The organism is Rubripirellula lacrimiformis (genome assembly GCF_007741535.1).
GTDB classification, from domain to species: Bacteria; Planctomycetota; Planctomycetia; order Pirellulales; family Pirellulaceae; genus Rubripirellula; species Rubripirellula lacrimiformis.
In genome coordinates this window covers 5,189,158-5,201,850 of sequence record NZ_CP036525.1, presented here as the reverse complement: position 1 = coordinate 5,201,850, position 12,693 = coordinate 5,189,158, and the positions used below count along the sequence as shown (strand labels likewise).

The window sequence follows — 12,693 nt, the reverse complement described above, 5'->3', positions numbered from 1 at the left end:
TTACTGTCCGCCCACTGAGCCATCGCATGAAACCTATCGATGGACGAACAACCGTTGGTTCAGTAGGCAACGCGAAAGCGTGACCAAAGCCACGCGACCTATTGGGCACAGCGAGTGGTCGCTTTTGCGTTTTTAAAAAGCAATCGTTTGACAATCGTGAATGGCAGCCTAGCGTTTCGCATGAATCGTCTATTTCTTCTTTCTGCTTTTCTGATCGCTACTTCTGTCGTTTCGGCAGACGACTCAATGTTGTTGCCGCCCGGCACCTACTGCATCAACGGAGAGGCGACATTGGTGAATCCAACGGTGGTTCATGTTCTGGGAAGAGAATTCGTGACGGGGTTGGTTTCCAGCGAATTTGGTAACCCTGCTCACAAGAAAGATCTTGGTGGTTTGCGTCGCTACGTTCCATTTCAGATCATCGTCAGCATTCAACGGGTTGACGGTAAGCCACGCGATTGAAGCATCATCGCATCTGATTCAGAAATCGATCTTTCCACCAAGCCGCCACCGCAGTTTCGTCAGACAAGCTAACTTGCTTTCAGTCTGCTACTTCAATTTTGGGCTCCGTACGGTATTCCGGCGGGGTTCGACGCGACCAGATTGACGGATGTGGCATTGTGTTCACTTTGCCTGTCGGCGTTGAGATGCAAGGCCTCAGGGCCGAATGACGCATTTTCCCGGTTTTCGCTCAGCTGGCTGTTTTCCCCGCGATTGGGGTGATCTTGGAGGATTCGGCGCGAACCGTTCCCCTTGCGGTGTCGTAACGTCAGCTTGAGATCTGATGGATGACGGCTATATTTCCCGTCATCACCCCGTCCAAGGATTGAACAGGAAACGAATGTCCGATAACTCACCGTCGCCCGACACTTCGGTCAAGGCCGCCCGGCCGATGATCGAGGCAGAAGGCCTGAGCAAATTTTACGGCCCGTTTGCTGCGGCTCGTGATGTCACGTTTTCCGTCCGCGAAGGCGAATTGGTTGCGTTCTTAGGCCCCAACGGTGCCGGCAAGAGCACGACGATGAAAATGTTGACCGGTTACATCGCCCCCAGCGAAGGTACCGCCCGCATCGCCGGTCACAACATGATGGAAAACCGTATCGAGGGTAGCCGCCACCTGGGGTATCTCCCCGAGAATGGCCCGCTGTACCCCGAAATGACTCCGCTGACCATGTTGGAGTTCTTTGCCGACGCCCGCGGCATGTCCAAGACGCTCAAAAAAGATCGCATCGAAAAGGTCGTCGACATCTGTGACCTGTCCAGCGTGATGTACAAGGCGATCAGCAAACTATCCAAAGGTTTCAAGCAGCGAGTCGGCATGAGCCAGGCTTTGTTGCACGAACCCGATGTGCTGATTCTGGACGAACCGACCGCCGGTCTGGACCCCAACCAGATTCGCGGAGTGCGGGAAACGATGCGGCGATTGAGCGAAACGAAGACCATTTTGCTTAGCACGCACATTCTGCAGGAAGTCGAAGCGATGGCGGACCGCGTTGTGATGATCAACGAAGGTCGTGTCGTGTACGACGGCGACGTGGCGAAGCTGCGCGAAATCGGTTCAGGCGACCTGGACGATGCCTTCCACAACCTGACCACGTCGTAAAGCGTCGATCCCCCGCTACCGGCCCGCGCCGGATTGACGCCCGCGGGACGCTTTCATTTGTCGAACCGTGGGCAACGCCCGACCAGCCCCCGAACGGTTGCCAACCGGTGTTGTAAGAAAAATCAATGCGATCGGCCGCCCCGTGTTGGCCGGTCTACCGCGACTCGGATCGCGGACGAAACGGGTCATTGCGGCCCGTCCTATCCCACTTCGATCGGCTGGCCAGCGTCGGCCGATCAACCGCGGTCCCCCACCGCGGACCTAAGTTCCTTTCACTCAACCTAAAGATCTGATGGCGCTCAATAACGTAACCACCGCCCTTTTGAGTCTGTTGGTTCACGACCTCGTCTTTCTGGCTTTGCTGGTTGCCATCGTGGCACTGCTGGCCGGGACGAAGCAGGCTGCCTTTGCGGTCATGAAACGCAACTTCGTCGGGTACTTCAGCAACCCGACCGGGTATGTGTTCCTGTGCATCTTCGTGTTCCTGACCTCGGTCGCCGCATTTTGGCCGTACGAGTTCTTTAACCAGAACCTGGCCACCGTGGACCAACTGAACTATTGGTTTCCACTGATCATGCTGGTCTTCATCCCTGCGATCACCATGTCGATCTGGGCCGAAGAAAAGCGGCAGGGCACCGACGAATTGCTGCTGACGTTGCCCGCCGATGACTTTGACATCGTGATTGGTAAATACATGGCGGCCGCAGCGATTTTCACCGCTTCGCTCCTGTTCAGCCAAATCAGCACGTTTGTCACCCTGGCGATCCTGACCGAAGGTGAATTGGACACGGGACTGATCTTCACCAGTTACCTAGGCTATTACTTTGTCGGTCTGACGATGATTGCGATCGGCATGATCGCGTCGTTCTTGACCGGCAACTTGACGGTGGGCTTCATCCTGGGGGCGTTGTTCAACGCACCTTTGGCGTTCGCGTCCTTGGTCGAATCCGTTTCGCCCAACCAGAACATTGCCAAGTGGATTGCCGCTAGCGGAATCGCACGCCCCTTTGACGACTTTGGCCGCGGGGTGGTCAGTTCGTCGTCGGTCATCTACTTCGTGTTGGTCGCCGCTGTCGCACTTTATATCTGTATGGTGCTGATCGGCCGACGTCACTGGACCGGTGGCAAAGATGGCAACACGATGGCTTGGCACTACATTGCCCGCGTGTTGGCGTTGGTCGTCGTCACGGCTGGTGCGGTGATCCTGTTCCGCAGCCGAGACGTGTTCCGCCATGACTTTACCGAAGGCAAAGTGTCGTCGCTGGCGCCCGCAACCAAGAAGCTGATTCGCGAATTGGATTCAGATCGCCCGATCGTCATCGACGCGTTCATCAGCAAGGAAATCCCCGAGGTTTACGCCAAGACTCGCTACGAACTGATCAACCTGTTGAAGGAATTCCGCAGCGAAGCGGCCGCCCGTGGACGCGAGATTACCGTCAATCTGTATGACGACATCGAACTGTTTTCGGACGAAGCCGCGCTAGCCGAAGAACGTTTCGGGATCGCGCCGCAAACGCGGATGGTCAAGGAACGAGGTGCGTCCCAGCAGAAACAATTGATCATGGGGGCGGCATTCAAGTCCGGTCTAGAAAAGGTCACCGTGCCAATCTTCGAATACGGCATCCCGGTGGAATACGAACTGGTTCGTTCGATCAACACGGTCGCTTCCGGGGCTCGCCAACGACTGGGGATCGTCGCAACCGACGCTCGCTTGACCGGCGGAACCGTGATGAGCGGCATGTCGATGCAACAGGTTCCCCGTCACCCGTTGATGGACGAACTTGGCAAGCAATACGAAGTCGAAGAAGTCGATTTGAATTCGCCGGTGTCGCCGGATGTCTACGCCGCTTTGCTGTGCGTCCAGCCATCTTCGTTGGCACCGCCACAGTTCGACCGTTTGCTGGAAGCCATCCGAGCCGGTGTGCCAGTGGCGATCTTTGAAGATCCCGCGCCGGTCGGTGCAGGCTACATCACACCGACGGGGTCGCCGAAACAGGCTCCCGGCGGCATGTTTGGTGGCGGTGGTGGACCACAACCGAAGGCCGACATTCGCCAGTTGTGGGACCTGCTAGGCGTCGAGATCCCAGGACGCGCCGGCATGCAAGAGATGTACACGCCTGATTTGGTGTGGCAACAACACAATCCGTACCCGACCCTGGACGACCAGGCTAACGAGCTATGGATCTTTATCGACGAAGAGGCACCAGGTGCCGAAATGGGAATGGCGTTAAGCCAAGACAACCCAATCACGTCGGGCATGCAAGAGGTGCTAGGGATTGTCGCTGGTGCCGTGTTGGCCAAGGCCGGATCGCCGCTGAAGCACACGCCGCTGCTACAAACCGGTGGACTTAGCGGTTTGATCGACGGCACCAAGATGCAGCAGATCATGACCGGTCAGACCACGGTGGCTCGCGAAACCAAGGGCATCAAACCATCGATCCCCATCGCGATGGCGATCGAAGGCGCCACGCGTGCGGCCGCCGACGACGCAGAACAGGCCGAAGGCGAAGGCGAGGACGGTGCGGCAGACCCAGCCGAGCAGCAGTCCAAACCGGACACCAACGCGCCGGGGATCAAAGCGGTGTACGTGGCCGACACGGACATGATGTTGCCCGAGTTCCTGATGATCCGAGCGGATCCGAACGTTGTCACCGAGGCACGGTTCCAGTTTCAAAACGTTACCTTCGTGCTGAACTGTATCGACTGGCTGACCGGCCAGTACGATTTCATCGAAGTTCGTAAGCACGAGCCGATCTTTGCTTCCCTACGCATGATCGACTCGGTCAAGGAAGAGGCTCGCACCGCGGTTCGCAATGGCAGTAAAGATTTCCAGACGGAATACGATGCTGCGATCCGCGATGCCCAAGAGGCTCAGCAGGCTCGCATGAAGGAACTGCAAGAAGAGGTCGAGAAGCTGCAGAAACAGAACGCCGATGGCAATGTTTCGCGTGCCGAATTGCAGGCCAAGTTGCAAACGTTCCAAACCCAACAGGAACTGGAACAACGCAAACTGGACGTCAAGCGAACCAAACTGGAACGGGATCGCGAACTGAAAGTGCGTGATATCGAACGAGCCGCAGCCGACGAAGTGACCAAGATTCAGAACAAGGTCAAAGCCGCTGCGGTCACCCTGCCATGCATCCCACCGTTGGTGGTTGGCGTGATCGTGTTCGCCGCTCGGCGACTGCGAGAACGCGAAAACATCAGCAAGAGCCGATTGAAGTAGGTGTTACGGATTCGGCGTTTGGTTTTCAATCAAAACCAACGCCCGATCCCAAAGCCACCGTTGTTTTACCTAACGCCTAATACCTTAAACCTAAAATCTTTCCCAATGAACGAAGGCAAGAAAACTGGACTGTTCTGGGGCGCTGCGGCTGTTGTCGCTGGCGTCGCTGCTTTGGTCGCTTGGCCCCGGCCCGTTACCCAAGCGGATAACGAAGCTGGTCAGATGCTGTTCGAAACGTTTACCGATCCGTTGGCTGCGGCCAGCATGAAGGTCGTCACGTTCGACGAAACCCAAGGCACTTTGGACACGTTCGAAGTCCGCAAGGACCGCGAATCAGGCTTGTGGACGATCCCTTCACGCGAAGGCTACCCGGCCGACGCGATCGAACAGATGAAGGATGCGGCCAACGCGCTGGTGGGCGTCAAGATTTTGGATATCCAAACCGAAAACGCCGAAGACCATGACGATCTGGGCGTCGCCGAACCGGCGCTCGAAGATCTAGAAGTCGGTGACGAAGGCGTCGGTCGATTGGTGACCTTCAAAAACGAAGCCCAGGAAGTCTTGGCGTCGTTGATCATCGGGGACGCACTGAAAGACGATCCCACCAAACGGTATGTGCGCATTCCGAACCAGGATCCGGTCTACGTCGTGAAGTTCGACGAATCACCGTTGACCACCAACTTCCGCGACTGGATCGAAGACGACTTGCTGCAGCTAAGCAGCATCGACATCGACAGTCTGCAGATCAAGGACTACACCGCGACGTTGGGCCAGCGAGGCATCTCGCTTAGCCGCCAATATACCGCCGATATCAAATTGGATGGGGCTCAGTATGAACTGGCTTCGCTGCAGGAATTTGATCCCAACGACCCGCGAGTGGAAGGCAAGAACGTCGAAATCCCGGCTGGCAAAGAGCTGAACAAGACCAAGCTGAACGAGCTGAAGAATGCATTGGATGACTTGAAAATTGTCAACGTGTTCCGCAAGCCAGAGGGCGTTAGCGCAACGCTAAAAGCCAGTGCTGACTTGCTGTCCAACCAAGATGCAATCGCATCCTTGGCTCAGCGTGGTTTCTATCCGATCGAAGCAGGTGCCGATGGCCAAGCAGAAATTCTGTCGGCTAACGGCGAACTGAGCGTGTCGTTGAAGGACGGCGTCAAGTATCTGATCCGCTTCGGCAACATCGCAGGTGTCGGGTCCGGCGAAGATGCTGGAACCGAGGACGGCGACGCCGAAGGCAGCGAAACAGCATCCGATAGTGGTGTCAATCGCTACCTGTTCGTCACCACCATGGTCGACGAATCGAAGTTCCCCGTGCCAGAACTGCGGGCGATCCCGCAAACTCTAGAAGAACTCGATGCGATGCTGAACCCGCCCAAAATCGATGAACCTGCCGCGGAGGTCGACGAACCCGCCAGCGAGGAAGCAACCAAAGCCGAGCCTGCCGCCGAAGAGGCCGAGATGAAGGAAGAGGCAGCAGAGGAGCCTGCTGAAACCGAGGAACCCGCTGAAACCGAAAAGGAAGACGTTAGCGAAGAAGAGCAGGGCGGTGACGAGCCGGCTGCCGAAGAAGCCGCTGAAGACATGCCAGCCGAATCGGACAAACCACAGGAGTCTGATCAGCCGTCGGAGGCGGAACCGACTTCCGGCGATGCGGGCACAGAAGCCGGCGAAGAAGCCGTAGAGAAGTCGGGCGAAACCGAAACCGCTGGCGAAGGCGAGGCATCGGGAACCGGTCAGGCGCAGGATGGTACTGAAGATGATCCTGACGCAGAGAACGATGATGCGAAGCCGGCCGATGCACCAGAGCAAAAAGCCGATGATGCGGACGCCAAGGCGGATGATCAACAGTTAACGCAAGAAGAGCTTCAAGAACGTTTGGAAGCCGAACAAGAGAAGATTACGAAAGAAAACCAACGCAAGTTGGATGCACGGAAAGATCAACTTGAAGCGGCTCAGCGCAGGGTGCGTGAACTGAACGAACGATTCGCTGACTGGTACTACGTCATTCCCGAAGGCACCTATTCGCAGTTGCGGATCAAACGCGAAGACCTGTTTGGTTCATCAACTCCTGCCGGACCACCATCGACCGGTGGCCCTAGCATGCAGATGCCTTCGTTCGGTAACCCAGGCGCCGGATTCCCCGGCAACTGATCCGCTGGTATTGCGTGATTTGGGATCCAGACCGCCGCCGTTGATTCCGCGGCGGTCAATCCCTGATGAATTTCGAAGCCTCTCCGGTAATCCCGGAGAGGTTTCTTTTTGCTTGGACGGAAAGTCCATCCGCACCGTTTGTAGTACCGACTTTAGGCGGAATCGAGCCTGATCGTCGGGGCTACCGAAGCCGGCTGAAGCCGGTACTACGAACGCAACGTAACTGCCGGCCGGATATACGAGCCGCAAAGTCTTGACACTCGGCTAGAGCTGCTGTACTATTACGGCAGTACACGGGTCTCTTACGGCGAGTGGTGCGAATGTTTTTTTCAATTGATCCTTCTGGCGACGTCGCCATTTACGAACAGATCGTCCGGCAAGTGAAGTTGGCGGTCGCCGACGGTGTCTTGGTGGGTGGCCAGATGGTGCCAAGTGTTCGGCAGTTGGCGAGTGACTTGGCCATCAACCCGAACACGATCGCACGGGCCTATACCGAGCTGCAGAGTGACTTGGTGCTAGAGCCGCTGCGGGGGCGAGGCATGATTGTCCGCCGCGATGCGATCACTCGCTGCACCAAGGCTCGCAATTCCTTGGTCGCCGATGCCGTGCGTCGTGCGATGGCGGATGCGTTGTCCGGCGGCATGACGGCGGACGATCTGCGGACAATCTTCGAGCTGGAACTGGCCAAGCAGTCGGGAAGTTCGGCGCCGGTTGCATCTGAAAACGGATCCGATTCAGCGTCCGGCGGCCAGTCGCCGTCGCCGGATGATTCGGCATCCGGATCCAGTGGATAGGTGCGACGCAGCGTCTTTGCCAACTCACCAAACTTATCACCAAACCACGCGTTCTCGAGGGACTAGTCCTATGTCTGACTCCATCATCTCGCTTCGAAATGTCTGCAAACGGTACGGTCGCACTCAGGCACTGGATCACTTGTCGCTGGAAGTGCCCGAGGGTGTCGTGTTCGCGCTGCTTGGCGAGAACGGGGCGGGGAAGACGACGATGATTCGCATCCTGACCGGCTTTGTTCAGCCCGATTCGGGGAGCGCCACGGTGCTGGGCCACTCGGCGTCCGATGGTGCGATGCAAATCCGGCAATCGATCGGCTATGTGTCGGATGCACCGGCGCTATACGACTGGATGAAGGCAGAGGAAATCGGTTGGTTCACATCGGCGTTTTACGACGACGCGTTTCCGCTGCGGTATCTGGAGTTGTTGGCGGCGTTTGATGTTCCGACGGGCGTTCGGCTAAAGAACATGAGCAAAGGCCAGCGAGCGAAAGTCGCCCTAGCGCTTGCGACCGCACATGACCCCAAGCTTCTGATTTTGGACGAACCGACCAGCGGTTTGGACCCGATGGTGCGGCGTCAGTTCTTGGAATCGATGGTCGATCGGGCGGCGCTGGGCCGAACCGTGCTGCTGTCGAGCCACCAGATCAGCGAGGTGGAGCGTGTCGCAGACTGGGTCGCGATCGTCCACAAGGGGATGTTGAAAGTATGCGAGCCGTTGGAAACGTTGCGGGCCAGGACGTTGATCGTGACGGCAACGTTGGATCACGCCAGTACAACGGTTGCCGTGCCCGCGGGCAACGTGCTGTGCGAATCACGCAATGGGCGTCAGATGCGATGGGTCGTGTCGGACTTGTCGGACGATTGGCGTGCGTTCTACGGTCCCGATAGCGGTGTGACCGATGCCGTGGCGGTACCGGCAACGCTAGAAGAAATTTTTGTCGCGGTTTGTGACGACCGCGCCGTCCGGCCCGCAGCGCTGAACTCAGATGCGATTGGTCCGGGCATGAATGGACCGAACGATCGTCGGGGGACATCCGAGCATGCGGTTGCTGGTCAAACAGTCCCTGCACGCTCTATCACGGACCATTCGCTGCATCGTTAGCCCGACGCGATTGGGTTGACGGATTTTGGCGTTTGCGGTCTGCGGTTTACTTGTCTTGGCATGGGTACGATGAACACACAACGAATTTGGCAACGGCTGGTTTGGAAAGACGGTTTGATGATCAAGCCGTTGTTGCTGGCCATCGGGATCGCAATTCTTGCTGCTCCACTGTTGGTTGCCTTCGTCTCTGCGACCAGCGATGACGGCGGCCGTGCGGCGATGGTGATTGCCGTGATGATGTGGGTGTTGCTGCCCAATCTAGTCGCCATCGGCGCCCCGGCGATGTTGATCGGTACCGAAGAAGAAACAGGCACGTTTCGCTGGCTGCGAACTCTGCCGCTTCGATGGCAGCTGATTGCGGACTCGAAGCTCTTGGTCTCGGCACTGGCCGTTGCCGGTGCTTGGTTGTTGGCGTCCTGTTCTTTGTGGATCTGCATATGGGCGTTGCCTCACTCTGACCAGCATGTTGCACGGGCGTTCCCCGGCATGTTGACGATGACCGGGGTTTTGCAAGCGATGTTCTTTAGTGCCACGTTGCTGCTGATTGGATTTGCCAGTTCGTATGCATTGCGATCACCGGTAGCGGCGCTGGTGGCATTGCTGCCGATCGTTTCGATCACGTGGTACGTGATCGTCGTGATCGCAACCATTTTGATGGACGACCGCTACGCAAATTCGTTGGCCGACATGACGGCCCCGGCGTGGCAGTGGTGGCGGCTAATTGCGGTGGGGATGGCGTTTTTGGCTGGGCTGTTTGTGTTGCAGCGATGGTTGGCTCGCCGGCGTTTGTTGGACACCGAAAAGACTCTCTCGAATCCGATGGGCGCTGTTGTCACAGCCGAAGCCTATCGTCCGCCGCCAATGGCTGTTGTTGGGCTGTATCGACCTTCGCCGATTTTCGCACTGCTTTGGCAACAATGGCGACAGGTCCAATTGGCTGTATTGCCGATGGTCGTCATCGTCTTCGTGTTGTGTGTGATGTCAACTTCACGAAACTATTTCCGGCCCATGCACGCCATGGCCGAGCTGGCGATACCGGTGACGACTTTAGCATTGATGTGGTTGGGGGCGCTCACCTTTTATGGTGACTCGGTTCGCCGCCAATGTGCCTTCTTTGCCGATCGCGGAATTTCTAAATCACAAATCTGGTTGACGCGGATCATTCCGACGTTGGTACCGGCGTTGTTCTTGATCGCGATGGTATTTGTCACTCAGCAAAGCCAGGATGGACCCCAACGGATGGGCGACATGGAACCGATTTCGGTTGCTTGGTGGTTTGCGTTTTATGGTTGCGGACAACTGGTTTCGTTGTGGGTCAAACGGCCAGTATTGTCGTTCTTTGCGACGCCCGCGTTCGCGATGATTTCGCTGATGATGACCGTCATATTTTTGACGGGCTACGTGGGATATCAATGGGCCATGTTGGCGGTGCCGCCGGTGTTGCTATTCGCATCGTGGCGTTTGATTGGACGTTGGTTGGACGGGCGAATGGACCGTGGCTTTCACGTCCGCGTGGTCGCTTGGACGGTGGCAGCCGCGGCACTGCCGATCCTGATCGTGATGGCGTCCCGGTGGGTGACGACACCGATGCAGATGGACGGTTGGCGCCGGAGCATGTTGGCGGAATCGATCCCAGCGGCAAAAAATCCTCGACAAGGCCTTAGCTACGACCTTCCGATATCACGCGCGATCTCTTTCGAAGCGATGAGCCCGATAACCGCTGGGACTCACATTCGCCCTCAGATCACGGATCGGCTGAGGCTAGAGCTCGATGACGCGGAAACGATTGGCTTTCATGTCGGATTTTCCGAACTGAGGGGGCTAGTGAGTTTGGCGTCCTTGAACCTTGGTTTGTCCGTCGCACTGGGCGAAGAGGATCAGAATAGCGATGCAATGGGGATGGAACTTGATTCCGCCATCGCCGATCTCGATTCTGCCATCACCGAACTTGCTGACTCGGTGGGGGCTCGCCCCGCTGGCGCGACGACGGAGGATTCCGGTGATGGTCAAACCACGCAGGATGCAGTCATGCGAGCCGTCGTCAATCGGCAGTTGGCGACGGAGGTGTTGTTGAAATGGTCGCGAGAGGTTCGGCAACTTGTCTTGGACGGTCAGGAAGGCTTGATTGGATTGGTCCGAATCGCGGAACCAGCCGAGCGATTGGCGCTGCACGCTTTGAATGCCGATCCGACGATGAAATCGCTGGTCAGCGACAAGCCGCTGGTAGATATGATTCCCTCGGATGATCTGCGGCGTCGTTCACGCCGGATCGCGGTGATTCATGAGTGGCGGCGGTATCAGCACGGTTGGAACACGGTCGGCTTCGGACACCTGTGGAACTCGTTCGGAGGCGTGAAAATGCTAGATGGGCGGGCGCACCGTTACTGGATCGAAAGAAATCGAGCCGATCGATATGTTGACCTCTTCACACGACAGATGATCGAACAGATCAGGGACGGTGGATTGTTCGTAACCGTCGCCAGTCGTGAACAATGGCGTGACGACTTTCTGCAAGCCAAGCTGGGGAGTTTGTACCAGCCGGGTTCGCGGCAGTTGGAATACACGTTAACCCAATGGGTGGAAGGGATGTCGTATCTTCCGGCCACCGCCCAACAGGTCCGCAGGGAAGCCGCACGCCTTGAAAAGCTAAAAGACCCGGCGTAAATCGTTAGGCGTCATGGTTGTGCGGTGGCTTCGAACCGCCGGACCTCAACGTAGTGGGATTCGCCAGAATTGCCTCCCCACCAACATTTTCGTCGGAGTCCACCAGCGGCCCTGACGGTTCCAGCGTGCGTTAGCCGCGGACCATTTCGATCGCTCCGGCCGCGATCATTTTATCAGACACCTTCGTGGCCAATTCGATCGCCGCGGCCAGGTCCGATTCGAAATCGATCTCGGCCGACTCGTCGATGCGATTCTTGCCATCGGGGCTAAGGGCGACGGCCGACAGTCGCAGCTTGCCGCCAGCGACATTTGCATACGCTGCGATGGGAGCCAGACAGCCACCGTGCAGCGACGCCAACAGAGTTCGCTCGGCCGTCACCGACGCTCGCGTTTCGATGTCATCCAAGGTTGCAATGGCGGCGTGTGATTCAGCGTCGGCCGATCGGACTTCGATCCCCAGTGCACCCTGCCCGGGCGCGGGCAGCATCTCGTCAAAGGTAAAGTGGTAACGCGGCAGGTCTTGCATCTTCAATCGCACCAGGCCAGCGTCGGCCAACACGATGGCATCGAATGGGCCGTCGGCGCCTTCCTCGGCCACGTCCAACTTGCTGAGTCGTGTCTGCACATTGCCGCGGATCGATTCGACGCGCAGGTCGGGACGTCGGCTTAGCAATTGGGCTGCGCGGCGGCGGCTGCCCGTCCCCACTCGGCCACCCTGGGGAACGTCCGATAATGTCATGCCCGATTTGGAAACCAAGCAATCGGCGACGGTCTCGCGCGGCGGCACGGCGGCCAGGGCCAATTGTTCGTTGACCTCGGTGGGCAGATCTTTCAGCGAATGGACCGCCACGTCGGCTTCGTCGTCCAACAAGGCCTGTTGGATCCTTTTGGTGAATAAGCCGACTTGGCGGGTGCCATCAATCGGACGCATGTCGGTATCCCCGCTGCTGACCATTGGCACCAACACGGATTCGAAGCCCGCGTCGGCCAAACGGGCCGCTACGTGCTCGGCTTGCCACAGTGCTAGCGGGCTTTGTCGGGTCGCGATTCGAAGCTTCATGGGACCAAAGGAACTGGCGTGGGCAGGGGCGAAGCGAGAAATGCGACGCCTGGGTTGATTCTGTGCAGTATCATAGCGAAGGCACGCATGATG

At 57.6% G+C, this 12,693-nt stretch carries 8 protein-coding genes; 7 read left to right on the top strand and 1 reads right to left on the bottom strand.

Annotation, left to right across the window (positions count from 1 at the left end; translation table 11 throughout):
* Positions 1-114 precede the first annotated feature (114 nt).
* The 7 genes from K227x_RS18340 to K227x_RS18310 all read left to right on the top strand — a co-directional run bounded on the left by K227x_RS18340 (position 115) and on the right by K227x_RS18310 (position 11,540).
* Positions 115-462, top strand: coding sequence for a hypothetical protein (locus K227x_RS18340; RefSeq protein WP_145171768.1), 348 nt, complete (start codon positions 115-117; stop codon positions 460-462).
* 379 nt (positions 463-841) lie between these two features.
* Entirely contained in the window at positions 842-1,603 is a 762-nt protein-coding gene (locus K227x_RS18335) for an ABC transporter ATP-binding protein (protein WP_145171766.1), read from the top strand.
* A gap of 292 nt (positions 1,604-1,895) precedes the next feature.
* A complete protein-coding gene (locus K227x_RS18330; protein ID WP_145171764.1) occupies positions 1,896-4,829 on the top strand; it encodes a Gldg family protein in 2,934 nt (977 codons plus the stop codon).
* Positions 4,830-4,934: 105 nt separating this feature from the next.
* Positions 4,935-6,983 (top strand): DUF4340 domain-containing protein, encoded by a 2,049-nt coding sequence (locus K227x_RS18325; RefSeq protein ID WP_145171763.1) that lies wholly within the window; start codon positions 4,935-4,937, stop codon positions 6,981-6,983.
* 320 nt (positions 6,984-7,303) lie between these two features.
* Complete coding sequence (locus tag K227x_RS18320; RefSeq protein WP_145171760.1) at positions 7,304-7,777, top strand: GntR family transcriptional regulator; 474 nt, start codon at positions 7,304-7,306, stop codon at positions 7,775-7,777.
* 70 nt (positions 7,778-7,847) lie between these two features.
* Complete coding sequence (locus tag K227x_RS18315; protein ID WP_145171758.1) at positions 7,848-8,876, top strand: ABC transporter ATP-binding protein; 1,029 nt, start codon at positions 7,848-7,850, stop codon at positions 8,874-8,876.
* A gap of 69 nt (positions 8,877-8,945) precedes the next feature.
* Positions 8,946-11,540: an ABC transporter permease gene (locus K227x_RS18310; protein WP_218933351.1), complete on the top strand. Its 2,595-nt coding sequence runs from the start codon at positions 8,946-8,948 to the stop codon at positions 11,538-11,540.
* A gap of 130 nt (positions 11,541-11,670) precedes the next feature.
* On the opposite strand, the gene hemC is transcribed toward K227x_RS18310, so the two are convergent.
* Positions 11,671-12,600: a hydroxymethylbilane synthase gene (gene hemC, locus K227x_RS18305; RefSeq protein ID WP_145171754.1), complete on the bottom strand. Its 930-nt coding sequence runs from the start codon at positions 12,598-12,600 to the stop codon at positions 11,671-11,673.
* Positions 12,601-12,693: the final 93 nt, after the last annotated feature.

Excerpts from the sequence above, each read along its gene's own strand:
- K227x_RS18335 (WP_145171766.1), top strand. The coding sequence starts at position 842 with ATGTCCGATAACTCACCGTCGCCCGACACTTCGGTCAAGGCCGCCCGG.
- K227x_RS18310 (WP_218933351.1), top strand. The coding sequence starts at position 8,946 with ATGAACACACAACGAATTTGGCAACGGCTGGTTTGGAAAGACGGTTTG.
- K227x_RS18325 (WP_145171763.1), top strand. The coding sequence starts at position 4,935 with ATGAACGAAGGCAAGAAAACTGGACTGTTCTGGGGCGCTGCGGCTGTT.
- K227x_RS18315 (WP_145171758.1), top strand. The coding sequence starts at position 7,848 with ATGTCTGACTCCATCATCTCGCTTCGAAATGTCTGCAAACGGTACGGT.
- K227x_RS18320 (WP_145171760.1), top strand. The coding sequence starts at position 7,304 with ATGTTTTTTTCAATTGATCCTTCTGGCGACGTCGCCATTTACGAACAG.
- hemC (WP_145171754.1), bottom strand. The coding sequence starts at position 12,600 with ATGAAGCTTCGAATCGCGACCCGACAAAGCCCGCTAGCACTGTGGCAA.
- K227x_RS18330 (WP_145171764.1), top strand. The coding sequence starts at position 1,896 with ATGGCGCTCAATAACGTAACCACCGCCCTTTTGAGTCTGTTGGTTCAC.